Consider the following 25,584-nt stretch of genomic DNA (forward strand, 5'->3'; position numbering starts at 1 on the left):
GGCCGTCAGAAAAATTCCCGCAGGCTTTCGTCGATCCCCTTGAGGGTGTCGTACCAGAAATCCCGGGCCGCCTCCATGCTGTCTTTTTCGAAGCGCTCCAGCCAACTCGCCAGCTCCGGATGTTCTTCCCCGTCGACCTCTTTTTTCCGCTTCAAAAAGCTGTGCAGATAGTCGATGTCACGCGCCGACTCCCAGAAAATCGGGCTGTTGTTGCTGTGCAGGCGGCTGGCGAGGACCTCGATAGCGCGCAGGAACGGTTCCCGGGCGCCGTAGAGGGTGCCCATGACATCGGGCAGAAGCTCTTCCGCCCAGCCCCGGTGAAAGCGGCAGATGCCGAGGTTGTCGAGGATCAGTTCCTGCTTCAGCCGCGCCGCACACATGCGCCCGAGGGTGCGGGGGGGGATGAAGTCGTGGCTGTAGATCATGTAGTACTTGCCCATGATCGCCATTGGGGCGAGGGCGCCGGCTACCCAGTACTGGTTGGGGACCATCCAGCCCCGGCGGCTGAAGGCGATGTAAACCAGACGATCGTGCAGCGCCGTCCCTTTGGCGCGGGAGTGGATGCGGCTCCACTTGCGCACCCCTTCGCCGAAATCGAGAATGCCCCGTTTTTCGAGGATAGCGTCAATCAGCTCCAGGGCGAGTTCGGCGTTGTGCGCCGAATCGACCACCGGATCGAAGCCTGCCATCTGCCAGCGGGGAAGACGGCTGACGCCGAGTTCTTCCGGAGCCAGGGTCTTTGTGTCCAGCAGATCCATGAGCCAGGCCAGCACTCCGCCCAGGGAGATGGCGTCGAAGCCCATGGCGTCGCCGTGGCGGTTGAGCTTTTCGGCGGCGCGCTGGTCGAAAATCCCGCACAACGGGCCGAGGGTTTGGTAGGGCTCGTAATCCTTCTTGTAGATGCCGTTGAGCTTCTTGCAGACCGCCGGGCAGGGCTCGCCGCAGGTGGCCTGCTGTTTGTTCGCGATCGTCTCGTCGTTGAACTGCTTGAGGTAGTGGTCGACGATGAATTTCTGGTGCAGCTCGACGCGCTGCTCCTCGCTCCAGTCGATGGTGCGGTAGTTGAAGGCCAGGATTTTTCCGCCCATCGTCGCGTAGTTGACGCCGAAGGTGCCGCCGGTTTTGAGCTTTTCGTCGTAGCGGTACTTGGTGGTAACTTCCAGATCCTTCTGCATCAGGCGCTGATCGTATTTGTTTTTGAACCACTCGTCGGCGACCTTGTGATCGCGGAAGTCCTCGGTGACGACCGTGCCACCGTAGATGACGGCGACGATGCCGTGTTCCCCCGCCAGGGCGCTGCCCAGGCCGCCCCGTCCGGCCCAGGTGTCGACATGGCTGATCTTCCCCTTGCTGATGGGGACCGACATGATGCCGCCGAAATCGGTGCGCAAGGCGGCGGGGCCGGTGGCGAGAATGCGCGGATCTTTTTCGTAGCGGTCGCCGAAGCGGCGATAGACTTCATCGGTCAGGGCGTAGACACCGAGCCTGCCCGATCGCCAGACCCCTTCCGCGTCGATGGGAACGACCTCGACCTCGATCTCCTCGCCGTGGCTGCGATTCAGGTAGAGCACCGAGGGAACCGGCGCCTTGCCGACCAGACTGAGCATGTTGACGCCGAGGTTGTCGAAGACCAGTCCGGCGCCCCCCATGGAGCTGATGTAGTAGCCCTGCCAGCAGGGGGAAAAGCCGGTGACCACCAGCCGGTTTGAACCGGGGAAGATCGACCCGGCGAAGACGCCGACGCCGAAGTTGAGGCTGCGGTATTCCTCGGTGAGATGGATGCCGAGATCCACCGGCCCGAAATAGCGGTCGAAGCCGTAGCGTTTCGTTTTGTAGAAGCCGGTGGCGGCGTCGACCATGAGCACCCGTTGCTCCATATGGTGTTCCTTTCCTTAAGGGGCCGGCGAGAATTCAAAAGCATTCAACCCCTGTTTGACAATCTGAAGCAAGCGCAACATGCGTTCATGCGACGAATCCGTACCGAAAGCAAAGAGGGCCAGCAGCAGAAAAAAGAGTGGTAGGGCCAGGTAAAGAGCTTTGCGCGATGGAGGCATGTTTCATCTGTTCCGGATTGCGGCTGAAGCTCGCCGTCAGGGGAGTGACACGGCCTGGATTTCCCGAGCGATCCGCCGACTCAGATCGGCAAGAGCCCGACTCATGGCTTCGGTCGTTGCCCCGTATCCATCGCCCTGAAGGGGTTCGGCGATCGTTTCCGTGCCGCTGGCGATGGAAACTTTGTCGCTCTCTCCGAAGAGCAGCCAGGCGGCTTTGAGTTCGACCGGGCCGGCCGTTGGGCCATCGAAGCGAGTGATGTTCAGCTGAGCCCGGTAATCGCTTTTCCCCGATTCCAGCCAGGGCAGCACCAGGAAACGGTCGTCGGGGAGGAGTCGCTCCAGATTCTCAACCAGCACCCGGCTTGTTTCATCCTCCAGGGAGCCCCCCCAGCGGTCGAGTTCCGAACGCTTGAGAAGGGTCGAGCCTTCACGGGTGGTGATGGCGGAATGGTCGAGATATTTGGGCAGGGCGATGGGGCCGACGGCGACGATCCGGCGCGGTTCCTGGGGCGAGCGTTCGGACGTTTGCAGGCCGGTTTCGGCGAGGGCGGCCAGGGCGTAGATGCGCGCCGAGGGGGTCTTGCCGCAAGCACTCAGTTGCAGGGCGAGCAGCAGGATGATAAGGGGCGCAAGCAGCGAGCGTTTCGAGGTCATTTTTCCTCCAGATGGGGTTTCCCACGCAGCAGGGCTTCGGGGTGCCGGTCGAGATACTCGGCCAGAGAGCCGAATGCCCGGGAGGCTTCCCCCAGATCCTTGAGCGCGGTGCGCAGCTGATAGATGGAACGCTCGTCCGAAGCGGTATTTGCCACGGCATCGAGGGTTTCGTCGAACTTGTCCAGCGAACCGCGTACCTCCTCCAGGGTCAGGTTGAGGCTTTCCACCAATTCCGCCGGCGCCCCCTCCTTAAATTCCAGCACCCGGTCGGCGTGGCGGATGGTGGCGGTCGCCGCCGCGATGGTCCCCCGGGCATCGGCGGAAACGAGTTCCACTTCGCGGCTGATGTTCCGCAGCAGATTTCGCGCCTCGGCGATGGTCAGATTGAGTTGGCGTGGGGCGTCCTGGATATCGGCGGAATTCACCAGCCGTTCCAGACCGCCGACCATATCGTTGGCCCGTTCCACGAGCTGCTTGAGGGGCAATTCTTCAAGCTTCTGGGCGAGTTCGTCGGTGGTGGAAGGAATGGTCGGGACCTGGGCGTAGCCCGTATCATCAGGCAGCAACCGCACCGGTCGCTCGGGGTAAAAGTCGAAATAGACCATGAGCTGTCCGGTGACCAGGCTCTGGGTCTGCAACTGGGCGCGCAGCCCTCGGTTGATCAAGGCCTGATGGTAATCGGCCGAATCCGGTTCGCCATTGGTGATCTGAAAGCGACTCAGGTCGACTTCGACAATGACCGGCACGCGGAAGGTCATCGCATCCATATCCCCCTGCAGGACGATATCGACAACGGAACCGACTTTGACTCCGCGAAAGACGACCGGTGCGCCGACCGACAGTCCTTTGACCGAGCCGTCGAAATACATGACGTATTTTTTCTGCGGGGTGAAGAACTTCCCCGATCCGAAGAGGACCACCCCGGCCACCGCCAGGGCGAGGGCGCCGAGAACAAAGGCCCCGATGACGGCTTTGCCGGCTTTTGCGCTCATGGGGACAAAACTCCTTTCATCAAAACTAAAGCGGATGCCCGGGGAGGGTGATGCGGTTCGCTGCGCTCACCGACATCCTACCGGATTTATCCATTTGCGTAGGATGCGGTGACGAATGGAACCGCATCACTTTACCTCTTCTTTGCCCCGGGTGAGAAAACGTCGCACCAGAGGGTCTTCCGATTCGTCCCGCAGCTTTTTCGGGTCGCCGCTGGCGATCATGGTTTTGGTTCCGGCGTCGAGAAAGACGCAGTTGTTGCCGATAGCGAAGATGCTCGCCAGTTCGTGGGTGACGACCACCACCGTGGCGCCGAGGCTGTCCCGCAGTTCGAGAATGAGATCATCGAGCAGTTGTGAACTGATCGGGTCGAGACCGGCCGAGGGTTCGTCGAAGAAGAGGATGTCGGGGTCGAGGGCCATGGCGCGGGCGAGTCCGGCGCGTTTTTTCATGCCGCCGCTGATTTCACTCGGATAGTAATCGCGAAAGCCGGCGAGGCCGACCAGGGCGAGCTTGAGGTCGACCAGGTCGGCGATCTCAGCCTTCGATAAGTCCGTATATTCCTCCAGCGGCAGGGCGATATTTTCTGCCAGGGTCATAGAACTCCAGAGGGCGCCGCTCTGGTAGAGCACCCCGAAACGGCGCATGAAGCGCTGGCGATCGTCGGGAGGCAGATTCCAGAAGTCCGTTTCGCCGAAATGAATACTCCCTTTCGCCGGGGGTTGCAGGCCGATGAGGTGGCGCAGCAGGGTACTCTTGCCGCAACCGCTGCCGCCCATGATGATGAAGATATCCCCCCGGTTGATGTTGAAGGTGAGTTCCCGCTGAATGACCCGGCTGCCGTAGGCCATGGTCAGATCCCGCACTTCGATGGCCGCTTCCGTCGTCGCCATGGCTCAGATCCCCAAAATATTGCAGATGACGGTAATGACCGCCGTCGCCACGATGATGTTGACGATACCGGTGACGACCGCCGAGGTCGCCGCATCCCCCACGGCCGAGGCGCTGCGTCCGCATTGCAGGCCGCGCAGGCAGCCGGAGAGGGCGACCAGCACGCCGAAGACGGCACTGTGAAAGAGGCCGATCCAGAAATCCTTGAGCCCCACCGCCAGCTTGGTCATTTCCAGATATTCCCCCAAATTCAGATCGAGCATGAAGACGCCGACGGCCAGCCCCCCGAGAATCCCCATCAGGTCGGCATAGAGGCAGAGCAGCGGCATCATCACCACCAGGGCGATAATGCGGGGCAGAACGAGGAAATCGATAGGTGAGATGCCGAGGGTGGCGAGGGCGTCGATCTCTTCGTTGACCTGCATGGTGCCGATGCGGGCGGCAAAGGCGGCGCCGGTTCGGCCGGCCATGATGATGCCGGTCATGATCGCTCCCATGACCCGGACAACGGCGATGGCGACCAGACTGGCGACATAGATTTCGGCGCCGAACATGGAGAGCTGCACCGCCCCGACGAAGGCGAAGATCAGCCCCACCAGAGCGCTGATGAGGGAGACGATGGGCAGGGCGTCGGCGCCGCATTCGCGCATGATCGCCCAGAGATCGGAACGGCGGAAGCGCGCCCGCCCAGTGAGCAGGCGACCGCAGGCGAGAGTGACTTCGCCGAGAAAATCGAGCATGTCGACGACGGACTTCCAGGCGGCAAGCGCCCGGTCGGCCACCCGTTCAAGCAAGGGCGCTCGCGACGAGCCTTTACCGGCCTGCTGCTCAGGAACGGCTGAAGCCAACGCCAGCAGGCGCCGGGCGCCGTCGGGAAGATTCCCGTCGTCGAAGGCGATCTCCCGGGCATCGCAGAGCTTTTTCAGGGCGATGAGAAAGGTGAGCAGGCCGCTGTCCCAGGTTTGCAGATCCTTCGTTTCGAAGCGGATGCTACCCGGAGTCTTTCCGGACAACGCGTCCTCCACTTCGCGAAGGGTGAGGGGAAGACTCCCCGCCAGCCAGTCGCCGGCCAGGCGCAGATGGAGAGTGTCGTCCGTGAGACGGATAAGGTCTGGAGGATTATCGATGGTCTCGGAGATCGTCACGGGTTTCCTTCTGTATCAAATCCGCGTGGAGGCCTGATTAGTCTATCAGATGCGACAACGGACAAAACCCCTGTTCGTCGTGGAATTTTGTCCGTCATGAAGATCATGCCCCGTCGCCCGCAACCAGGCGCTGTCCCAGCGCGAAGGCCCGGTCGCACTCCAGCGGCAAGACCTCTGCCCGGCGCCGGGCTTTGTGGTCGGGATCGAAGCTTTCGATCACATATTTCGAATAATCGTCCACCTGGCAGGTGTCGAAAGCGCACAGCGTCTCGGCGGAGCCAAGGAGCATCTGCATATAGCGCTCACTGGTATTGAAGATCTGTTCGTAGCCGTATTCCTTGCTCACTTTTTCCGGGACATTCATGGTGTAGATGAGACCAGTCTTGATTTTTTTCGGGAAGAGGGTGCCGTAGGGGACCGTATAGGTGAGATAGGGAAAGAGCAGGCGTTCGATAAAACTGCGCGTCTCGCCGGTGACCGTGCCGAAGTAGATCGGCGAACCGATGACGAGGGCGTCGGCGGAAGCGATTTTTTCCAGTATGGGCGCCAGGTCGTCATTGAGGACGCATTTGCCGTAGCTCTTGCCGCCCCGCGTTTTACAGGCGAAGCAGCTTATACACCCCTTGAAGTTGAGATCGTAAAGATGAAAGAGTTCCGTGCTCGCCCCTTGCGCTGCCGCTCCTTCCAGGGCCTTCGCCACGAGGCTGGCGGTGTTCCATTGCTTCCGCGGACTGCCGTTGATGCCGATAACCTTCATCCGTTTTCTCCTTTTAATGCGGTCGATAGCCGCTCAGTTCATTAACAAGTAAAGCCCAACACTCACCGTTTTCAAGCCATTGTCCCGAGAGTTTTGCGGAAGCGGGCCAAAGAGAGGAAAAACAGGACGGTGCCGATCAGCGCCAGGGCCACGAATTGCGGCCAGACGACGGACAGACCGGCGCCCCGGTAGAGGATCGCCTGGGCGAGCATGACGAAATGGGTGTTGGGTGCGCTCATCATCAGGTACTGGATGAAGTCGGGCATGCTCTCGCGGGGGGTGGTGCCGCCGGAGAGAATCTGCAAGGGGAGCAGAAAGAGCATCATCAGCAGCCCGAACTGGGGCATAGAGCGGGCGAGGGTGCCGAGAAAAATGCCGAGGGAGGTGGTGGCGAAAAGATGCAGCCCGGTGCCGAGGAGAAAAAGCAGAATCGAACCCTCGATGGGAACCTGCAACAGTCCTTCCACGACCAGAATCAACGAGGCGGCGGTGGCGAGCAGAACGACCAGGGCCATGGACCAGATCTTGGCGGCCATGATTTCAAAAGGGGTGACCGGCATCACCAGCAGATGTTCGACGGTACCGTGTTCCCGCTCCCGCAGCAGCGCGGCGCCGGTGAGGATGATGGAGAGCATGGTGACGTTGTCGATGACCTTCATCACCGCGCCGAACCAGGTTTTGTTCAGCTCGGGGTTGAAGCGGGCGCGCAGGGCCAGTTCGACGGGGGGAAGGGTCGAGGCCTGGTAGCCGCGCAGAAAAGCGTTCACTTCATCGTTGATGATGAACTGGATGTAGCCATTGCCGGTAAAGGCCTGGCTCATGCGTGTGGCGTCGACGTTGAGTTGCACCGTGGCGGCGCGCCCGGAAAGGAGATCACGCTGGAAATTGGGAGGAATGTTGAGGGCGAAGGTGTCGAGGCCGGCATCCATCCGCGCATCCATCCGCGTTTGGTCGATAAGAATCGGCGGAAGGAAGCGCGGGGGATAAAAGGCATCGGCGATGCGCCGGGAAAGGGGTGAATGGTCTTCGTCGACGATGGCGATCGGCGCCTTGTGCAGGGTTTCGGGCATGGCCGTGGCGCCGGAGTAGACGGCAAAGGTGAAGGCGTAGACGATGAGAAAGAGCATCATCGGGTCACGCAGCAGCCCGCGCAGTTCCTTGACGCCGAGATGGCGGATGTTGGCGAGGCCCATGATCAACGCTCCTGTTTCTTGAGCAGGACGGCACCCAGTCCGATGAGGATAGGGACGGCCAAGAGCAGGGGGATGAAGGACGCCTGCAGATCGGCGAAACCGAGGGCTTTCGAGAAGGTTCCTCGGGCGATGGTGAGAAAATGGGTGGTCGGATAGATCTTTCCGATCACAGCCCCGGCCCCCTCCAGGGAGGAAACCGGATCGAGCATGCCGGAAAACTGCACCGCCGGCAAAATGGTGAGAATCGCCGTGCCGAATATGGCGGCAATCTGGCTGCGCATGAAGGTCGAAATCACCATCCCCAGGGTGGTGGCGGCGCAGACATACAACAGAGCACCGGTACTCAAAGCGGTGAAACTGCCGGTGATCGGTACCTTGAAGACGAAGACGGCCAAAGCCGTCAGCAGCAGGAAGTTGAGCATCGCCAGGGCCAGATAGGGGATCTGCTTGCCGAGCAGAAACTCCAGACGGGTAACGGGAGTGACGTAGAGGTTGACGATGGAACCGAGCTCTTTTTCCCGCACCACGGAAAGGGCGGTAAGCATGGCCGGAATCATCATCAGCAAAAGGGGAATCACCGCCGGGACCATGGAGGGCAAGCTCTTGACGTCCGGGTTGTAGCGAAAGCGGGTCTCAATGTTGACCGTACCGGACGTAGAGGCTTCGCCTCGGGCCTGACGGCTGACAGACGCCAGCCAATGGGCGTGCATGCCCTGCGCGTATCCGCGCACCGTTTCGGCCCTTTGCGGCATCGCTCCGTCGATCCAGGCGCCGATGGCGACCGCGCTCCCCCGCCGCAGATCGCGGCCGAAGCCCGGGGGGATTTCGATGGCCAGACTGATTTCGCCGGCCCGCATCCGTCGGTCCATGTCGGCATAATCACGGATCGGCGCATGTTCGATGAAATAGCGGGAACCGGAAAGATTCAAGGCATAATCACGGCTCAGGGCGGATTGATCGCGATCGAGGACGGCAAAGGTCAGATCCTCCACATCCATGTTGACGCCGTAGCCGATGACGAACATGAGGATCAGGGTGCCGAGCAGGGCCAGGGTGAGGCGGATCGGGTCGCGGCGCAGCTCCAGGGATTCGCGGCGGGTGTAACTGAGCAGACGGCGGAGGCTGAAGAAGCCGGCGGGATGATGCTGTCTCTCTCGTGACGGCGCGGGCGGCGTCGGTAGAGCCTTTTCGGGCGGTGGTGAGGCGGCGCTTTCCGGGCCGGCGGAGGCCTCTTCCAGATAGCTGATGAAGGCTTCCTCCAAGGTCGCCGCGCCACGTTTTTCCATCAACGCTCGCGGCGCGTCGCTGACCAGCACCTTGCCGGCATGCATCAGGGAGATCCGATCGCAGCGCAGCGCTTCATTCATGAAGTGGGTGGAGATGAAAATGGTGACCTTCTCCCGCCGCGCCAGATCGATCATGATTCGCCAGAAGCCGTCCCGCGCCACCGGGTCGACCCCCGAGGTCGGTTCATCGAGAATGAGCATTTCCGGGGCGTGAATCATCGCCACCGCCAGGGAAAGGCGTTGCCGCTGGCCCAAGGGGAGCGCATCGGGGAGACTCTCCATGATCCCGATCAGGCCGAAACGTTCTGCCATCTCCTCCACCCGCTCCGGGATTTTTTCTTCGGGCATGCGAAAGAGCCGGGCGTGCAGCACCAGGTTCTGGCGTACCGTCAGCTCGCTGTAAAGAGAAAATCCCTGGGTCATGTAACCGACCCGGCGCCGGGTTTCGATATCGTGAGCGTTCACCTTGTGGCCGAAGAGCCGGGCTTCTCCTTCGGTGGCGGGGAGAAGTCCGGTGAGGATCTTCATGGTGGTCGTCTTGCCGCAACCGTTCGAACCGAGAAAACCGAAGATTTCCCCGCGCAAAATGCGAAAATCGACATGATCGACGGCGGTAAAGTCGCCGAACCGCATGGTCAATCCCTGCGCCTCGATCGCTGTCTGGCCGTCCTCGTCGGTATTTCGGGGGGGGATGACGATCGGCTCGTAGCTCTCCCGCTGGGCCTCGGGAAGAAGGGCGATAAAGGCTTCTTCGAGGCTCTCGCCGCCGGTACGCTCGAGGAGTTCGGCCGGGGTGCCGGTAGCGAGGACACGCCCGCCGTTCATGGCGACCAGCCAGTCGAAGCGGGCCGCTTCCTCCATGTAGGCGGTGGCGACCAGGACGCTCATTCCCGGGCGATTGTGGCGGATGCGTTCGATCAGTTCCCAGAATTGACGACGGGAGAGGGGGTCGACGCCGGTGGTCGGCTCGTCGAGAATGAGCAGATCGGGATCGTGGATCAGGGCGCAGCAGAGACCGAGTTTCTGTTTCATGCCGCCGGAGAGTTTGCCGGCGGGGCGCCCGGCGAAAGGGGAGAGGCCGGTGGCGGCGAGCAGATCGTCAATGCGATCCTGCCGCTCCTGGCGGTCCTGGCCGAAGAGCCGACCGAAAAACTCGGCATTTTCGTAGACTGAGAGGGTGGGATAGAGATTCTTGCCGAGGCCCTGGGGCATGTAGGCGACTCGGGGACAGACCTGACGGCGGTGGTGGCGGTCGGCCATGTCGCCGCCGAGTACATCGATGCTGCCGGTCTGGATGGCGCGGGCCCCGGCGATCAGGGAGAAAAGACTCGATTTGCCGACGCCGTCCGGGCCGATAAAGCCGACCATGCCGCCGCTCGGCAGGTCGAGGGAAATGGAATCCAAGGCCTGGGTCTTTTTGTAGCGCAGGGAAACATCGCGCAGTTGTGCGACCGGAGGCGTCTTGCTGATCTCGCCGGAGGGCGCCGGGGAGGTCATGGCGACACGGTCACCCGCAGATTTTCCGGCCACTGCGCTTGCGGGTCAATGAGCACATAAGCCATCCCCGGCAGGCCGGTCTTGACCTGGGTGATGTATTTTTTCAACAGTTCGACGGGAAGCTGGGCGCGCACCCGGAACATGAGTTTCTCCCGCTCGCTGGCCGTTTCCACTGTTTTCGGGGTGAACTGGGCGACATCGGAAATAAAGGAGATCTGGGCGGGAATCACATGCTGGGGGGCGGCGTCGAGAACCAGCCGGACCTCGCTCCCCAGGGCAATGCGTCCGGCGGCGGCGGTGGGGAGAAAGAAGGTCATGTAGACATCGCTCAGATCGACCAGGCTGAGAACCCGACCGCCGGCACCGAGGACCTCGCCGGGGTGGGCGATACGGTACTGAACGCGCCCGTCACGGGGAGACTTGAGGGTGCTGTCGTCGAGATCCGCCTGAATGCGTTCGATCGTCGCCTGGGCCGCTTCGATGGTCGATTGGGCGCCGATGACCTGGGCTTCGGCCGTGGCGATGGCGGCTTCGGCGGCGGAAACCTGGGCGCGGGCCGAAGCGAGGGCGGCTTCGGCGCTGAGCACCCGGCTCGCGTCGTCCTGAGCCGTTTGCCGGGAGATGGCGCCTTCGGCGACCAGTGCCGCCGAGCGCCGGGCGTGGTTGCGGGCGTTGTCGAGATCGGCCTGACGTTGCTTGACATAGGCGAGGGCCGCCGCTTTTTCACTGTGACGCTGGGCCAGTTGGCTTTGGGCCGTGGCCACGGAACTGTGGGTTTGCCGCAACTGGGCCTCGGCCTGGCGCAATTGCGCGGAAAGCGCCTCGGTGTCCATCACCGCCAGCACCTGGCCGGCGGTGACGAAATCCCCTTCGCGCACCAGCACATCCCCGATCCGTCCGGGAAGTTTGGTGGCGATATCGATCTCCACCGCCTCGATGCGGCCGTTGCCGCTGACAAGGCCGACCGGTTCATCCTTTTGATTGTATTTCCATACCGCGCCCGCCGCGACTGCGACCAGAATCAGCAGAAAGCCGTTGCCGAGCAGCCATTTTTTTGCAGGAATCATGGGAAAGACCTTTTGCCTAAGGGGCCTACTTCGATCCGCCGCCGAGCACCTTGTAGAGGTTGACCTGGCTGGCGAGGTCGGCCAGTTCAATGTTGATCAGGTTCTGCTGGGCGCCGTAGAGGGCCCGTTGGGCGTCGAGAACCTGGAGGAAGCTGTCGATCCCCTTATCGAAGCGGGTTTCCGAAAGGCGATAGGTTTCGCTGGTCGCTTCGACCAGCGCCCTCTGGGCCTGGAGCTGTTCGTCGATCGTTCCCCGGCGGGCGAGGGTGTCGGCGACTTCGCGGAAGGCCGTCTGGATGGCGCCTTCGTATTGGTTGATGAGGATGTCCCGGTCGATCTCGGCCGTTTCCAGCTGGGCCTGGAGGCGACCGGCGGTGAAAATCGGGATGTCGATGCGCGGGCTGAAAGCCCAGGCGCGGGCATCGCTGGTAAAGAGATCGGACAGTTCGGTGCTGGCGAAGCCGCCGTTGGTGGTCAACGAGATGCGCGGATAGAAGGCGGCGCGGGCGGCGCCGATATTGGCGTTGGCCCCTTTCAGGCGATGTTCGACGGCAAGAATGTCCGGGCGCTGCAACATTACCTCCGAAGGCATACCGGCGGAAAGGGGGCTTAAGGCTGTGGCCGTCTTGAGCGGGGCCGCCGGCAGCAGCGTCTCCGGAAGCTCGCCGCCGATGAGCAGGCGCAGGGCGTTTTCATCCTCGGCGATCAGCGAGGTGAAACGTGAAATATCGACCTTTGTCCCTTCTACGCTGGTCTGCGCCTGGCGCACTTCCAGGGCGCTGGCGACGCCCAGTTCGAAGCGGCGTTGAGTCAGATCATAGGTCGATTGGTGGCTGGCCAGGGTTTCCCGGGCCAGGGCCTGGCGTTCGCGATCGGCGGCCAGATTCAGATAAGCGTTGGCGACGTCGCCGACCAGGGCGATGCGGGCGGCGCGGCGGGCTTCCTCGGTGGCGAAGTAGGACTCCAGCGCCTGTTCCTTGAGGGAACGGATGCGGCCGAAGAAGTCGAGCTCCCAGGAAGCCAGCCCCAGGTTGACCCCGTACTGCTCGAAATGCATGACCCGTCCGAAGCCGGTGATATCCGGCTGCCGCTGGCGGTTGAAGCTACCGCCGGCGCCGATGTCGGGGAAGAGATCGCTCCGCTGGATGCGATACTGGGCGCGGGCCCGCTCGATATTGAGGGCGGCGACGCGCAGGTCGCGGTTGTTTTCCAGCGCCAGTTCGATGAGTTGTTGCAGGCGCTCGTCGCGGAAAAATTCCCGCCAGGGCAGTTCCGCCGCCGTTGGGCCGTCCGTGGCCTCGCTATAGGCTTCCCCTTGCGGCCAGGCTTCAGCCACGGGGAGTTCCGGTTGTTTATAGTCGGGGGCCATGCTGGCGCAGCCCGCCGTCAGGATGAAGACTCCCATAATCAGGATAAGGTTGGTGGTAGCGCGCGTCATATCAATGCACCTCCAGAGGTTGGGTGGCGACCGCCGTCTTCTTTTGGCGTCCGAAGATCCGTGAAATCAGGACGAAGAAGAAGGGGATAAAGAGCAGGTCGATAAAGGTCGCCGACAGGAGCCCGCCGGTGACGGCGGTGCCGATGGCGTTCTGCGCCGCCGAACCGGCCCCTTTGGTCAGGGCCAGGGGAAGCGTGCCGAAGAAGAAGGCGAGCGAGGTCATGATGACCGGCCGCAGCCGGATCTTCACCGCCATCAGAGTGGCCTCCACCAGATCGTGCCCCTGATGCATCAGTTCCTTGATGAACTGGATGATCAGAATGGCGTTCTTGGTGGAAAGGCCGATGGTGGTCAAAAGGCCGATCTGCAGATAGACGTCGTTGGGCAGACCGCGCAGGGTGACCGCTGTGACCGCGCCGACCAGGCCCAGGGGGAGCATGAGCAGGTTGACGAAAGGAATGGTCCAGCTCTCGTAGAGGGCCGCCACAGCGAGAAAAACGACCAACAGGGAGATGGCGTAGAGAGCCGGGGCCTGGGCTCCGGCCAGTTTTTCTTCGTAGGAAAGGCCGGTCCATTCAAAACCGATGCCGGGCGGAAGCTGCGCGGCCATCTTCTCCATTTCGTCCATCGCTTCGCCGGTACTCACCCCAGGCGCCGCCTGGCCCATGATCTCCATGGCGGGAATGCCGTTGTAGCGTTCCAGCCGCGGGGAACCGTATTCCCAGTGGGCGGTGGAGAAGGCCGAGAAAGGGACCATCTCCCGTTTGTTGTTCATGATATACCAACGGTTGATGTCTTCCGGCAGCATGCGGAATTCGGGGGCGGCCTGCACGTAGACCTTCTTGACCCGACCGTTTTCGATGAAGTCGTTAATGTAGGCACTCCCCCAGGCGGTCCCCAGCACGCTGTTGATGTCCGCGAAGGAAACACCGAGGGAGCCGGCGCGGACATCGTCGATATCGAGTTTGAACTGGGGGGAATCGTCCTGGCCGTTGGGACGCACGGCGGTCAGCTTGGGGTTCTGCATGGCCATGCCGAGCAACTGGTTGCGGGCTTCCATCAGCTGGGCATGGCCGAGGCCGCCGCGGTCCTGGAGCATGAAGTCGAAGCCGTTGGCCTGCCCCAGCTCTACCACCGCCGGTGGCGAGAAGGCGAAGGCGAGACCGTCGCGGATTTGGGAAAAGGCCTGCATCGCCCGGCCGGCGATAGCTGGAGCCCGCAGCTCGGGGGTTTGACGCAGATCCCAGTCCTTGAGCTTGATGAAAGCCAGACCCATGTTTTGCCCGCCCCCGGCGAAGCTGAAGCCGGCTACGGTCACCAGCGCCTCGACCGTCTCGGTCTCATTTTCGAGAAAATGTTTTTCGATCTGCTCGATAACGTCGATGGTGCGGCTCTGCGCCGCACCAGCGGGGAGCTGGATCTGGCAGATGATGAAGCCCTGGTCCTCGTCGGGGAGGAAGGCGGTGGGCAGACGGACAAAAAAGTAGGCCATGACCGCGACGATGGCGCCGTAGACGACCAGGTAGCGGAGCGGCTTGCCGAAGGAGCGGCCGACGATTCTTTCATATTTCCCCCGGCCGAAGTTGAAGGCCTTATTGAAGAAGCGGAAGAAGCCGCTGAACCAGCCGCTTTCATGGGCTTCGTGTCCTTTCGGTACCGGTTTGAGCAATGTGGAGCAGAGGGCCGGGGTCAGGATCAACGCGACCATGACCGAGAGGATCATCGCCGAGATGATGGTGATGGAGAACTGTCGGTAGATGACCCCGGTCGAGCCGCCGAAAAAGGCCATGGGCAAAAAGACAGCGGAAAGGACCGTGGCGATGCCGACCAGGGCGCCGGTGATCTGCCCCATCGATTTGACGGTGGCGTCATGGGGGGAAAGCCCCTCATCGGACATGATCCGTTCGACGTTTTCGACGACGACGATGGCGTCGTCGACCAGCAGGCCGATGACGATGACCAGGGCGAACATGGTCAGGGTGTTGATGGAAAAGCCGGCGGCCGAAAGGACGCCCATGGTCCCGAGCAGAACGACGGGGACGGCGATGGTGGGAATCAGGGTCGCGCGGATGTTCTGCAAAAAGAGGAACATGATGACAAAGACGAGAAAGACCGCCTCGATCAGGGTCCGCACCACTTCCTTGATGGAGACTTCGACATAAGGGGTGGTGTCGTAGGGATAAACGACCTCCATCCCCGCCGGGAAGTAGCGGGAAAGCTCTTCCATCTTGCTTTTAACCCCCTCGACGGTATCGAGGGCGTTGGCGCCGGCGGCCAGGCGAATGGCCATGCCGCCCATGGGCAATCCTTTGTAGCGGGCGGCGATGTCGTAATTCTCGGTTCCGATCCGGGCTTCGCCCACATCCTTGAGCCGCACGGCCGAGCCGTCGGGGTTGGTGCGCAGGATGATGTTGTTGAAATCATCGGGGGTTTGCAGCAGGGTGCGGGCGGTGATGGTGGCGTTGAGCTGCTGGCCGGGGAGCGCCGGCATGCCGCCGAACTGTCCGGCGGAAACCTGGGCGTTCTGGGATTCCAGGGCGGCGATCACATCGTTCGTGGTCATGCGGTAGTTGTTCAGCTTGGTCGGATCGATCCAGATGCGCATGGCGTTCTGGGAGCCGAAGACCATGACCTCGCCGACCCCTTCCGTCCGGCTGATGAGATCCTGGACGTTGGCCACCATGTAGTCGGTCAGCTGGTAACGGTTCATGGAACCGTCTTCGGAGATCAGGCCGACGATGACCAGGAAGTTCTTGGTCGACTTGACCACCTGAATCCCCTGTTTCTGCACGACCTGGGGCAAAAGGGGAGTTGCAAGCTGGAGTTTGTTCTGCACCTGCACCTGGGCGATGTTCGGGTCGGTGCCGGCCTTGAAGGTCAGGTTGATCGCAACGGCGCCGGCTGAGTCGCTAGTCGAGGACATGTAGATCAGGTTGTCGATGCCGTTGAGTTTCTGCTCGATCACCTGGGTGACCGTATCCTGTACGGTCTGGGCGGATGCTCCGGGATACATGGCGTTGATGCTGATCTGCGGCGGCGCGATGGGGGGATACTGGGAGACCGGCAGGGTTTTGAGCGCCAGCAGGCCCGCCAGCATGACCATGATGGCGAGAACCCAGGCGAAGATCGGTCTGTTTATGAAAAACCGGGACATGGGGAAAACTCCTTGAAAATATTGAAACTAAAAGCTAAGGCCGCCGCGCTCCATCTTTGCTAAAAATAGGGCAGGGGGGGATTATTCCTTTGCCTCGGCGGTGGGTGCTGGCGGCGTTTCCTCGGCGGGTTTCCCGAAAATATAGGTTTTTACCGGCGTCCCCGGCCGGGCTTTCTGGAGGCCTTCAAGGATGACGCGGTCACCCTCCTGCAGGCCGCCGGATACCAGCCATTGTTCGTCCACCGTGCGGACGACCTGGATGACGCGCGGCTCGACCTTTTCTTCGCCATTGACGGTCATAACCGTGGCGTCCCCGGCGGGGTTGCGGTTCACCCCCCGTTGCGGCACCAGGATCGCTTGGTCGTTGACCCCCTCGGTGACGATGGCGCGCACAAACATGCCGGGAAGGAGCATATGGTCGGGATTGGGGAAGATCGCCCGCAAGGTGACCGAGCCGGTGCTCTGGTCGACGGTGACTTCCGAGAATTTCAGTTCCCCGGCCGAGGGGTAGGCGGTGCCGTCTTCGAGCAGCAGGTCGACCTTGGCCCGGTCCCCCCCGCGCAGCAGGCCGCTGTCGATGTTGCGCTTAAGACTGAGCAGTTCGGAGGTGGTCTGGACGACATCGACGTAGATGGTGTCGAGCTGCTGGATGACGGCCAGGGGCTGGGGTTGTTCGGCCGTGACGAGGGCGCCGTCGGTCACGGAGGAACGGCCGATACGCCCGGAAATTGGCGCTTTGACCGTGGTGTAGTCAAGATTGATACGCGCCGTCTGCAACGCCGCCTTGGCCACTTCGATCTCGGCCTCGGCCTGGCGCAGGGCGGCGCTGGTGTCGTCGTAATCCTGTTGGCTGACGGCGTTGATCTTGACCAGTTCGCGATAGCGCTCGAAGCGCTGGCGGATGGAGGTGACGTTGGCCATGTCGCGGGTCAGGGCGGCTTCGGCGCGGGCGACCTCGGCACGATAAAGCGCAGGATCGATTTGATAGAGAACTTGCCCGGCCTTGACGTCGGTTCCTTCGGTGAAGAGCCGCTTCTGGATGATGCCACCGACCTGCGGCCGCACCTCGGCGATCAGGCGGGGCGAGGTGCGCCCCGGCAGCTCGCTGGTCAGGCGCACGGCCTGGGGCTGCACCACCATGATTCCCACTTCCGGCGGAGGTGCCTGGAGCGGTGCGGCCGGCGCAGCCGTCTCTTTCTTACAACCACTCAGAAGTAACAACAGGGCACAGAGCCCGGCGATCAACAATCGGGATTTGTCATGGATTTTCATGGTGTGGTCCTTGTAGAAGGCTGCTTGCCGGTGACGGTCCGGTAAGGTGGAAATGATGTGGGTTCAAAATCAGAGCCGAAAAAGACTACTCTCTTTTCCGACACTGTTCAAATGCGAATAGCGTCCCAGCAGGCTTCGGCGGTACGCGAGATGGTCTCTTCGTCTAGGCGGTTGAAGCCAAGGATATGGTCGCGAATAACACCAATCAGCGGACCGAAGATCAGTGCGGTCAGGACTGTGCGGGGGAGTGTTTTGATGATCCCCTCCCGGGCGGCCTCGTCGAGCAGTTCGTCGATTGGACCCCGCGTCTTTTCGTTCGAGACCAGTTCCCGGCGATAGGCGACCCCGTAGGGGGAATTGTGAAACTGTTCCAAAAAACTGAAATCGAAGGGGGCGGCCAGGCAGTAATGGACAAAGTAGCGGCCGATATAGAGAAAGCGCTCATGCATCGGCTCCCCCAGGGGATAATCCTGCATCAGGGAGCGCAACAACCGGTCATTCAGTTCCCGGTGCAGTTCGTTGATCAGCTCGTCCTTGCCGGTGAAGTAGCGGTAGATCGTTCCCGTGGCGATACCGGCCTTGTCGGCGATCATGGCCATGGTCGTGCCGTGGAAGCCGTTGACGGCGATGAGTTCCTTGGCGACATGAAGAATAGTTTCCCGTTTGTTTGTTGCTTTCATATGTGGTGGCCTTTTCTCTTGGTTAAGCAGGTGCGGATAATCAACTCAACGTTTGATCCCGTCCCAACAGGCTTGGATGGTCAACCGGCAAATTTCTTCGTCGATATCCACGCCCCGGTTGGCGTGCTCCTTGGCGAGGGCGGTGATGGGTCCGAAAACGAGGGTTTCCAGGACCAACAAGGGGGCATCCTTGACAATTTGCTGGTCACGGGCCTGGATGAGCAGGTGATGAATGATATTGTGTTCTTCGATGCGTAACACTTCCCGCTCGCTGAAGGGGGAGAAATAGTATTGCTCGATGAATTTGAATTCATGGGGATTGTTCAGCAGGAAAAGGAGAAGTTTTTCCAGGGAGCGCAGCAGGCGCTCGCGTAGGGAAACGGAGGCGCCGTCGGCTTCCCGCAGTTCCTCTTCGATTTTGCCGCGCACTTCCCGGAAAAGTTCATGAATCAACTCCTCCTTGCTTTTGAAGTGAAAAAAGAGGGTGCCACTGGCGACACCGGCCTGCTTGGCGATCTGGGCCGTGGCGGTGCCGTCGAAGCCCTGGGCGGCGAAGAGCCGGAGGGCGGCTTGGAGCAGAGCGCAGCGTTTGTCTTCGGATTTGCATGAGGGCATGGGATTCTCCTGACTGACTACTCAGTCAAAATAGTCCCGAAGAAAGAATCTGTCAAATAATTTTTATGGAGAATGAAAAAAGCGGAGGGACCGTCAGCTGACGATCCCCCCGCTTTCGGGCTGGGTCGATGATGAACGATATCCCTCTTTATTTCATCCCCTGGGCGCGCAGGAAGGGGGAGTATTTCATATCCGTGCCGGAAATATGGTTGATCAACCAGCTCTTCAGGAAGTTGCCGACCTTGACCGACATGGAGGCTTGACCGCTCTTGAACTGCCGCTGTAGATCGAGCACCTGCTTGGTGAGACTGTCGTGCTCCTGTTTGTGTGCCGCCAACTCGGGATAGTTGTAGGTTTTCATGTACCGCTCCTCGGTGGCGAAATGGCCGGCGGTATATTTGATCATCTCGTCCAGGATCTTGCCAAGAGCGTCGTTGCCCTTGCCGGCCTGCATGGCGTCATAAAGCTCGTTGAGCATCGCCACCAGCTTCTGGTGCTGGGTGTCAATTTCACGGATGCCGACGCTGAAGCGGTCCTCCCACTTGAAAAAAGCCATCTCGAAATTCTCCTTTCATTACCGATGGATGGTTAGTGTGAACGGAAGGGGCGAGAATCCGCCCCTTTCAATAAATGACCATATCGGTAATTAATGCAGGATCTATTCCGAATCCGTCGAGGGATTGTGCCAGTATGAAATCTGCGAGGGGGGGGAGGGAGTCGCCCAGGCTCCGGGATAATCGTCTTCAAGGAGAAAGTTCCCCGTCGCCAGTTCGAAGTTTTCCGCATTTTCGGGTTCAGTGAAACCCGTTCCCAAAGCTTTCAGACGTGCTTCCCTCGTCGTCCAGAGATGAAAAAACCGGCGCGTTTTTATTTCCGCGGGCAAGGCGTCGAGTTCCGCCCTGATATCTTCCCCGAACGCCCATCCGGCGATTTGACCGATATCGACGGGGCGTTTCAGCCATTCCACGTCGACACCGATCCCGCCTCGGGCGCAGATCCCCAACAGGCCCCAGCAACCGGCATGGGCGAGGTTGAAGGCAAGGGGGGACTCGGGAAAAGCGATGGCCGGTTTTCCGGCGGGACCGTATGCGAAGCGCAGGGCGGCGGGGGATGTGTCGAGATAACGGGCGAGAATTTGCCGCAGGCGTCCGCGAGCGGCGATGAAGTCGAGTTTTTTCGAGGGGATGCGCAAGCGTTCGGCGCGGGCCGATTCATCGGGAGAAAGGAGGGGGCGCAGGTCGCTGATCGCCTCCAGGGGCAGGTCGAGGCGGAAGCGCCAGAGGTGCAGTTCGCCATCGTCCAGGCGCGGTCTGGCGGGAGGGGTCCGCCAATTCACCGGGGGGATCAGCGGGGTTTCTCCTTGAGCCAGGCCGCCAGACGTTCCATCCCTTCGTCGAAGTTGATCCGGGGTTGATAGCCGAAATCGCGGTGGGCGGTGCACAGGTCGAACCAGTGGGCGGTGGAAAGTTCCCGGGCGACGAAGCGGGTCATGGGCGGCTCGCCGGAGAGGCGCAGCAGGGTGTAGGTCTTTTCCAGCAGCCAGCCGGCGGCATAGGCGAGTTGCGGAGATATGACGCGGGTCACCGGGGGGAGGCCGCCGGCGGCGAGGATGCGGTCGACCACCTCCCAGACCGGCTTCGGCTCCCCCTGGGCGAGAAAATAGGCCTTGCCCGCCACGATTGAGCCGACGGCCAGGGCATCGGCGGCCTGAAGGTGGGCCGTTGCAGCGTTGTCGATGTAGAGGGTATCGACCAGGCAGGGGCGCTTGCCGATGCGCCGCAGCCGTCCCCGCCGTCCCCGATCGAGGATGCGCGGCACCAGATGGTTGTCGCCGGGGCCCCAGATGAGATGGGGGCGCAGCGCCGTCGTCGCCAGATTCGGGCCGTTGGCGGCGAGCACCAGCTTCTCGGCTTCGGCCTTGGTCCGGGGATAGTGGGCTTCGAAGTGGGCGGGATAGGGGACGGACTCGTCGACCCCCTCCATGTCCTTGCCGTCGAAGACGACGCTCGGCGAGCTGGTGTAAACCAGCCGGTCGATGCCGTGAGCACGGCAGGCGGCGATGACGTTGACGGTGCCGACGACGTTGGCCTGATGATAATCCTGATAATCCCCCCAGACCCCGGCTTTGGCGGCGACATGAAAGACCAGATCGCAGCCCGCCGCCGCCTCCGCTACCGTCCTGGCATCGGCCAGATCCCCTCGCAGCTGTTCGACGCCGAGGGCATCCAGTTCAGGGTAGAGGTTACGGGCCAGGGAGCGCACCTCGTCCCCCCGTTGCCGGAGCAGGCGAACGATGGCCAGGCCGAGAAAACCACCGCCACCGGTGACGAGCGCTTTCATTTTCGTTGCTCCTGCGCCCAGACCGCTAGTTTTTCCCGGAAAATCTTGGCGTTATGGCGAATGTCGACCGGGAAAGCGGGATGAAAGAGCAAATCGCGAATGCCGGCGGTGAGCTCGTGACGGGCGCCAAGTTCCAGCAGCTCCCGGCGCAGGCGCGGGTGTTCGCTCTTCGTCACGCCCTTTTCCAACTCGATACAGATCACCGGCCGTTGCTGCCCCTGTTCGCCGATGCCGACCAGCGCCGAGCGGAAGACCTGGGGATGGGTGTTGAAGATCGCCTCGCAGGGGATGGTAAAGAGGGTCGCATCCTGGGTGACCACCCGGTGCGCTTTGCGGCCGCAGAACCAGAGGCGTCCCTCTGCATCGCGATAGCCGAGATCGCCCATGCGGTGATAGAAACCGCCCTCCGGATCGGCGATCTTGGCCAGATCCGTCGATTCGGGGCGGTTGACGTAAGCGGTGGTGACCTGTGGCCCCTTGACGACGATTTCGCCAATGACGCCGTCTGCGACTTTGAGGGACTCGTCCCAGCCGGCGATGGGGCCGTCGTCGATGGCGATGACTTCCACCGCGATCCCCGGAACCGGTCGGCCGACGCAGACGCCGCGCCCCTGGTCGGTGAGCGCCCGGGTCCGGTCGAGAATTTCCCGGTGGTCGATGGAACAGACCGGCAGGGCTTCGGTGGCGCCGTAGGGGGTATGAATGCGGGCGGTATCGTCGAGCATGCCCGCGAAGCGTTCCAGCACCTGCGCCGGCACCGGGGCACCGGCAGAAATCACCCGGCGCAGGCTCGGCAGGCGGGTACCCTGGGCCTGGCCGTAACGGCCGACGCGGTTGATGAGCGCGGGCGAGCCGAACATGCCGGTGACGCCGAAACTCTCGATGGCGGCGACGATCTTGCGGGGATCGACGGAGCCGGGGCGGGTAAAATCCATGTCGGGGATCACCGAAGTCATCCCCAGGGCGGGAGCAAAAAGGGCGAAAAGGGGGAAGGTGGGCAGGTCGATTTCACCCGGTTCGATACCGTAAAGGCTGCGCAGCATCTCGACCTGGGCGAGAAAATTGCCGTGGCTGTAAATCGCTCCCTTGGGAACGCCGGTGCTGCCGCTGGTGAAGAGGATGGCGGCCGTTTCCTCGGGGGCGGTGGCAGCCATGGCGTAATCGGTCGGATAGGCGTCAAAATCGGCCAGGGATTTTCCTCCCCAGCCGAGGCGGCGGCCGACGGTGAGCAGAATCCGTAAGCTCTCCTTGCTCCAGCCGAAAAGTTGTCGGGCGACGTGGGCTTTGGCGATGCCGATGAAGGCTTCCGGTTCGGCCTCGGCGAGACAGGCTTTGAGATTTTTTACCCCCATGCCGGGATCGACCAGCACCGGCACCGCGCCGACCTTGAAGAGGGCGAAGGTCAGGGCGAAGAAGTCGAGGCTCGGCGGCACCATCAGCACCGTTCGCGTCCCCCGACGGATACCGACGGCTTCCAGACCGCAGGCGATACGGTTGCTCTCGCGGTCGAGTTGAGCGAAGGTGTAGTGGGTATAGGCGACCCGGGCGCGCCGGTCCTTGCCTTGGGGAAAGTAAACCGCCGGAGCCAAGGGGTGGCGACGGGCCATCTCCGGCAGATAGGCGGCAATGTTGGTCAGCGTTGTTTTTGTTTCCATTTGGGAACGGTCGGTAAGGGGTGATTCGTAAGAAACCGGCGAATCAGTGGGATGATCTCCTCGCCGGCATCTTCCAGTACATAATGGCCGACGTCGGGGTAGGAATGGAGCTCGGCCTTGGGGAAGCGCCGCGTCCATTCGTCGCGGAAGACCCGATCGAAGACGAAATCCTTCTCCCCCCAGAAGATCGCCGTCGGTAAATCGGCGAAGCGGTGCAGGCCGGCATCGACTTCGCTGACCAGAGCGTAGCTGGGGTCGCCGGGCGTAAGGGGGATATCCTGGACGAAGCGCAGGGTTGCCAGGCGGTTGTGCCAGTTGTCGTAGGGGCTGCAATAGGCGCGACGCAGCTCGGCGTTCATCGGTTTGCGCTTGCAGCCGACCCGGGCGGCGGCCCGGGCGAAGGCGTTGAAGGTCTGCACGAGAAAGGCGCCGAACTGGGTATCCCGGCAGATTTTTAGCGCCAAGGGGAATTTCTTCCCTTTCGGCAGGTGAAAGGCGGCGGTATTGAGAATCACCAGCCGGGCGATGCGTTCGGGATGGCGGGAGGCGTAGGCCATGCCGATCATCCCCCCCCAGTCGTGCAGCACCAAGGTGATGCGCTCGTGAATGCCGAGGTGGTCGAGGAGCCGTTCGAGATCGTCCACCCGCTGCTTGAGGGTGAAGGAATAGTAGGAATCGGCCGGCTTGTCCGACAGGCCGCAGCCGATGTGGTCGGGGACGATGGTGCGGTAGCCGTCGCGCAGTTCCCGCACCAACTCCCGATAGTAGAAGGACCAGCTCGGGTTGCCGTGCAGCATGACGACCGGGTCGCCCTTGCCCTCGTCGAGGTAGTGGTATTTGAGACCGTCGAGATCGAAGAAGTGACTTTTAAAGGGATAGTAGGCCTGCATCACCATTGAATCCCCAGCATCAGACAGTTGAGACCGCTGCCGATACCTAAAAAGCCGACGATGTCGCCGGGGATGAGGAAATCACGCTCCTTGGCGATGGCCGCCGTGACTGGCAGGGAGACGGTGCCCATGTTGCCGAGAAACTCGAAGGTGGTGAAATCCTTCTCGGGGGAGACCCCCAGGGTTTGCAGGATCAGTTTCTGATGGGCTTCGCCGACCTGATGGCAGATGACCTTGTCGATGCGCTCGGTGCTCAGTTCCAGTTCGGCCATGAAGGCCGCCCAGGTTTTTTTCCCCAACTCTACGCCGTACTTCATGACCGCCACGGCGTCGGTATTCATATAGGGGACGTGATTTTCCGGTGATTCAGTGGAGAGCCCCCAGCGGCACAATTCATGATGCTGGGGTTCGGCGATATTCACGCCGCCAAGCAGGCGCGGCCGCCGCGAGGACGTGAAGGAACCGTCGGTCAAGAGCACCGCCACCGCCCCGGAGCCGCCGGTGAGGGTCGCCAGCGAGGTGGTAAAGAGCTGCATGGAGGGCTTGTCCAGCATCCGCTTGATCATGATTTCATTGATTTCCCGGGAGCTTTCGCAAGCGACCACCAACCCGGCGCGAATCTGCCCGAGCTCGATGCGGTTGGCGATGTCGAGCACCCCGTTGAGCACCCCGAGACAGGCGTTGGAGAGGTCGTAGACGGCGGTGTTTCCCTGGATGCCGAGGGCGGCGGCGACCTGACAGGCGGTGGCCGGCTCGAAATGCTCACGGCAAACACCGGCGTAGACCAGGGCACCGATATCCTGCGGCGAAATATCCCGCCCCTGCAGGGCTTTTTTCGCGGCGGCGATGGCCCCCTGGGAGATGCGAGCCCCTGGTTTCCACCAGCGGCGCTCGCGGATGCCGGTCAGCGCTTCCAGTTGTCCCGGCGCGATATGCAGAGCGGCGTACATGGGCTTGAGCCGGGTTTCCAGCTCCGTTGAGGTGACGACGATCGGCGCCAGTTCGTAGCCGACCGATTCGATATAAACGCGGGAATATCTCATCAATAAATATCCAGAATAAATGGTTCGGACCCTCGACTCCGCCATCGGAAGTGGGCGCGGGCCGGGCGCCGGCTCCGTTTTGTAACATAAAACCCTATGGGGGAAAAGCAAAACCGCCTCGTCCGTAGCGGAAAAGGCGGTTAGGGTTCGAGCTGAGGGGAACCAGCGATGGAAAGAAAAGCGCTGATTTGCTAACGCCGGTCTCCCAATACGCGCAACAGCATGAGGAACAGGTTGATAAAGTCGAGATACAGGGTCAACGCGCCGAGGATGACGGCTTTTTGCATCGAGGTGCCATCGGCGAAGCCCTGCTGGCCAATCCTCTTCAGTTTTTGGGTGTCGTAAGCGGTGAGGCCGACGAAGACGAGCACGCCAACATAGCTCACCACCCAGGTGATCATCGCGCTCTGCATGAAGATGTTGACCAGCGAGGCGATGATGATGCCGACCAGACCCATGAACATGAAGCTGCCAAGTCCGGTGAGATCGCGCTTGGTGGCCACCCCGTAGAGGCTCATGGCGGCGAAGGTGCCGGCGGTGATGAGAAAGGTGCTGGCGATGGAGCTTTGCGTATAAACGACGAAAATCGCGGCGAAGGTGACGCCGTTCAGCGCCGAATAGAGCAGGAACATCAAGGTTGCGGTCGAGGCGCCGATGCGGTTGATGGCCGCCGACAGGGCGATGACCAGGGCCAGTTCAGCGATCATCAGCCCGAAAAAGAGCATTTTGTTGCCGAAGATCGCCTGGAGGAGGGTCGGCGACGACAGGGTCAGGGCCGAGGCGAGGGCGGTCAGAACCAGGCCGGCGGTCATCCAGCCGTAGACGCGGGGGAAGAACCCGTTGACGGCGACGATCGCCGGACTGCTTTCATAAGGGATGTTGCGGTCGAGCATAGGGACTCCTTGCGGGATAATATGGTTTTGGTTGGGGTCAATGTTTTTCATTGTCGCCAACCTGGCCTTT

21 protein-coding genes are annotated in these 25,584 nt (G+C 61.6%); all 21 read right to left on the bottom strand.

Translation table 11 applies throughout. The features are described 5' to 3' along the window. Positions 1–5 precede the first annotated feature (5 nt). The 21 genes from BQ4888_RS00885 to BQ4888_RS00985 all read right to left on the bottom strand — a co-directional run bounded on the left by BQ4888_RS00885 (position 6) and on the right by BQ4888_RS00985 (position 25,514). Positions 6–1,877, bottom strand: a complete 1,872-nt coding sequence (locus BQ4888_RS00885; RefSeq protein WP_092052463.1) for an aldehyde ferredoxin oxidoreductase N-terminal domain-containing protein — start codon at positions 1,875–1,877, stop codon at positions 6–8. A 213-nt stretch (positions 1,878–2,090) separates the two neighbouring features. After that, positions 2,091–2,708, bottom strand: coding sequence for a PqiC family protein (locus tag BQ4888_RS00890; protein ID WP_092052465.1), 618 nt, complete (start codon positions 2,706–2,708; stop codon positions 2,091–2,093). Next, positions 2,705–3,700 carry an MlaD family protein gene (locus tag BQ4888_RS00895; RefSeq protein WP_092052467.1) on the bottom strand — a complete coding sequence of 332 codons (996 nt, stop codon included), beginning with the start codon at positions 3,698–3,700 and terminating at the stop codon, positions 2,705–2,707. Before BQ4888_RS00895 ends, BQ4888_RS00890 begins: the two co-directional genes overlap by 4 nt. 126 nt (positions 3,701–3,826) lie before the next feature. After that, a complete protein-coding gene (locus BQ4888_RS00900) occupies positions 3,827–4,591 on the bottom strand; it encodes an ABC transporter ATP-binding protein (protein ID WP_092052469.1) in 765 nt (254 codons plus the stop codon). Between the two features lie 3 nt (positions 4,592–4,594). Beyond that, the gene (locus BQ4888_RS00905; protein WP_092052471.1) at positions 4,595–5,734 is read right to left on the bottom strand and encodes an ABC transporter permease; all 1,140 of its coding nucleotides are present in this window, start codon (positions 5,732–5,734) and stop codon (positions 4,595–4,597) included. A gap of 103 nt (positions 5,735–5,837) precedes the next feature. Further along, on the bottom strand, positions 5,838–6,491 hold the full coding sequence (locus BQ4888_RS00910) for a flavodoxin family protein (protein WP_092052473.1): 654 nt from the start codon (positions 6,489–6,491) through the stop codon (positions 5,838–5,840). A 71-nt stretch (positions 6,492–6,562) separates the two neighbouring features. Further along, positions 6,563–7,684, bottom strand: coding sequence for an ABC transporter permease (locus BQ4888_RS00915; protein ID WP_092052475.1), 1,122 nt, complete (start codon positions 7,682–7,684; stop codon positions 6,563–6,565). A 2-nt stretch (positions 7,685–7,686) separates the two neighbouring features. Then, entirely contained in the window at positions 7,687–10,467 is a 2,781-nt protein-coding gene (gene rbbA / locus BQ4888_RS00920; protein ID WP_092052478.1) for a ribosome-associated ATPase/putative transporter RbbA, read from the bottom strand. Beyond that, complete coding sequence (locus BQ4888_RS00925; protein WP_092052480.1) at positions 10,464–11,534, bottom strand: HlyD family secretion protein; 1,071 nt, start codon at positions 11,532–11,534, stop codon at positions 10,464–10,466. Before BQ4888_RS00925 ends, rbbA begins: the two co-directional genes overlap by 4 nt. Positions 11,535–11,559: 25 nt before the next feature. Further along, positions 11,560–12,972 carry an AdeC/AdeK/OprM family multidrug efflux complex outer membrane factor gene (adeC, locus tag BQ4888_RS00930; RefSeq protein WP_092052482.1) on the bottom strand — a complete coding sequence of 471 codons (1,413 nt, stop codon included), beginning with the start codon at positions 12,970–12,972 and terminating at the stop codon, positions 11,560–11,562. Between the two features lies 1 nt (position 12,973). Then, positions 12,974–16,126: an efflux RND transporter permease subunit gene (locus BQ4888_RS00935; protein ID WP_092052484.1), complete on the bottom strand. Its 3,153-nt coding sequence runs from the start codon at positions 16,124–16,126 to the stop codon at positions 12,974–12,976. An 81-nt stretch (positions 16,127–16,207) separates the two neighbouring features. Next, on the bottom strand, positions 16,208–17,398 hold the full coding sequence (locus BQ4888_RS00940; protein WP_092052487.1) for an efflux RND transporter periplasmic adaptor subunit: 1,191 nt from the start codon (positions 17,396–17,398) through the stop codon (positions 16,208–16,210). A gap of 107 nt (positions 17,399–17,505) precedes the next feature. Then, entirely contained in the window at positions 17,506–18,078 is a 573-nt protein-coding gene (locus tag BQ4888_RS00945) for a TetR/AcrR family transcriptional regulator (RefSeq protein WP_092052488.1), read from the bottom strand. 45 nt (positions 18,079–18,123) lie between these two features. Further along, complete coding sequence (locus tag BQ4888_RS00950; protein WP_092052491.1) at positions 18,124–18,693, bottom strand: TetR/AcrR family transcriptional regulator; 570 nt, start codon at positions 18,691–18,693, stop codon at positions 18,124–18,126. A gap of 148 nt (positions 18,694–18,841) precedes the next feature. Next, positions 18,842–19,249, bottom strand: coding sequence for a bacteriohemerythrin (locus tag BQ4888_RS00955; RefSeq protein WP_092052493.1), 408 nt, complete (start codon positions 19,247–19,249; stop codon positions 18,842–18,844). A gap of 102 nt (positions 19,250–19,351) precedes the next feature. Continuing rightward, complete coding sequence (locus BQ4888_RS00960; protein ID WP_170232758.1) at positions 19,352–20,029, bottom strand: 4'-phosphopantetheinyl transferase family protein; 678 nt, start codon at positions 20,027–20,029, stop codon at positions 19,352–19,354. A gap of 8 nt (positions 20,030–20,037) precedes the next feature. After that, positions 20,038–21,033: an NAD-dependent epimerase/dehydratase family protein gene (locus BQ4888_RS00965; RefSeq protein WP_092052498.1), complete on the bottom strand. Its 996-nt coding sequence runs from the start codon at positions 21,031–21,033 to the stop codon at positions 20,038–20,040. After that, positions 21,030–22,688: a fatty acid CoA ligase family protein gene (locus BQ4888_RS00970; RefSeq protein WP_092052501.1), complete on the bottom strand. Its 1,659-nt coding sequence runs from the start codon at positions 22,686–22,688 to the stop codon at positions 21,030–21,032. The genes BQ4888_RS00965 and BQ4888_RS00970 overlap by 4 nt, the downstream gene beginning before the upstream one ends. Next, positions 22,667–23,584, bottom strand: a complete 918-nt coding sequence (locus BQ4888_RS00975; protein WP_092052503.1) for an alpha/beta fold hydrolase — start codon at positions 23,582–23,584, stop codon at positions 22,667–22,669. Before BQ4888_RS00975 ends, BQ4888_RS00970 begins: the two co-directional genes overlap by 22 nt. Then, positions 23,578–24,621, bottom strand: coding sequence for a 3-oxoacyl-ACP synthase III (locus tag BQ4888_RS00980; protein ID WP_092052506.1), 1,044 nt, complete (start codon positions 24,619–24,621; stop codon positions 23,578–23,580). The genes BQ4888_RS00975 and BQ4888_RS00980 overlap by 7 nt, the downstream gene beginning before the upstream one ends. Positions 24,622–24,812: 191 nt before the next feature. Then, entirely contained in the window at positions 24,813–25,514 is a 702-nt protein-coding gene (locus BQ4888_RS00985) for a Bax inhibitor-1/YccA family protein (RefSeq protein ID WP_092052508.1), read from the bottom strand. Between the last annotated feature and the right edge of the window lie 70 nt (positions 25,515–25,584).

Origin of the sequence: Desulfuromonas acetexigens, from assembly GCF_900111775.1 — a bacterium.
GTDB classification, from domain to species: domain Bacteria; phylum Desulfobacterota; class Desulfuromonadia; order Desulfuromonadales; family Trichloromonadaceae; genus Trichloromonas; species Trichloromonas acetexigens.

Excerpts from the sequence above, each read along its gene's own strand:
- BQ4888_RS00915 (WP_092052475.1), bottom strand. The coding sequence starts at position 7,684 with ATGGGCCTCGCCAACATCCGCCATCTCGGCGTCAAGGAACTGCGCGGG.
- BQ4888_RS00900 (WP_092052469.1), bottom strand. The coding sequence starts at position 4,591 with ATGGCGACGACGGAAGCGGCCATCGAAGTGCGGGATCTGACCATGGCC.
- BQ4888_RS00895 (WP_092052467.1), bottom strand. The coding sequence starts at position 3,700 with ATGAGCGCAAAAGCCGGCAAAGCCGTCATCGGGGCCTTTGTTCTCGGC.
- BQ4888_RS00945 (WP_092052488.1), bottom strand. The coding sequence starts at position 18,078 with ATGAAAGCAACAAACAAACGGGAAACTATTCTTCATGTCGCCAAGGAA.
- BQ4888_RS00890 (WP_092052465.1), bottom strand. The coding sequence starts at position 2,708 with ATGACCTCGAAACGCTCGCTGCTTGCGCCCCTTATCATCCTGCTGCTC.
- BQ4888_RS00965 (WP_092052498.1), bottom strand. The coding sequence starts at position 21,033 with ATGAAAGCGCTCGTCACCGGTGGCGGTGGTTTTCTCGGCCTGGCCATC.
- BQ4888_RS00955 (WP_092052493.1), bottom strand. The coding sequence starts at position 19,249 with ATGGCTTTTTTCAAGTGGGAGGACCGCTTCAGCGTCGGCATCCGTGAA.
- BQ4888_RS00950 (WP_092052491.1), bottom strand. The coding sequence starts at position 18,693 with ATGCCCTCATGCAAATCCGAAGACAAACGCTGCGCTCTGCTCCAAGCC.
- BQ4888_RS00980 (WP_092052506.1), bottom strand. The coding sequence starts at position 24,621 with ATGAGATATTCCCGCGTTTATATCGAATCGGTCGGCTACGAACTGGCG.
- BQ4888_RS00935 (WP_092052484.1), bottom strand. The coding sequence starts at position 16,126 with ATGTCCCGGTTTTTCATAAACAGACCGATCTTCGCCTGGGTTCTCGCC.
- adeC (WP_092052482.1), bottom strand. The coding sequence starts at position 12,972 with ATGACGCGCGCTACCACCAACCTTATCCTGATTATGGGAGTCTTCATC.
- BQ4888_RS00910 (WP_092052473.1), bottom strand. The coding sequence starts at position 6,491 with ATGAAGGTTATCGGCATCAACGGCAGTCCGCGGAAGCAATGGAACACC.
- BQ4888_RS00885 (WP_092052463.1), bottom strand. The coding sequence starts at position 1,877 with ATGGAGCAACGGGTGCTCATGGTCGACGCCGCCACCGGCTTCTACAAA.
- BQ4888_RS00970 (WP_092052501.1), bottom strand. The coding sequence starts at position 22,688 with ATGGAAACAAAAACAACGCTGACCAACATTGCCGCCTATCTGCCGGAG.
- BQ4888_RS00925 (WP_092052480.1), bottom strand. The coding sequence starts at position 11,534 with ATGATTCCTGCAAAAAAATGGCTGCTCGGCAACGGCTTTCTGCTGATT.
- BQ4888_RS00985 (WP_092052508.1), bottom strand. The coding sequence starts at position 25,514 with ATGCTCGACCGCAACATCCCTTATGAAAGCAGTCCGGCGATCGTCGCC.
- rbbA (WP_092052478.1), bottom strand. The coding sequence starts at position 10,467 with ATGACCTCCCCGGCGCCCTCCGGCGAGATCAGCAAGACGCCTCCGGTC.
- BQ4888_RS00975 (WP_092052503.1), bottom strand. The coding sequence starts at position 23,584 with ATGGTGATGCAGGCCTACTATCCCTTTAAAAGTCACTTCTTCGATCTC.
- BQ4888_RS00940 (WP_092052487.1), bottom strand. The coding sequence starts at position 17,398 with ATGAAAATCCATGACAAATCCCGATTGTTGATCGCCGGGCTCTGTGCC.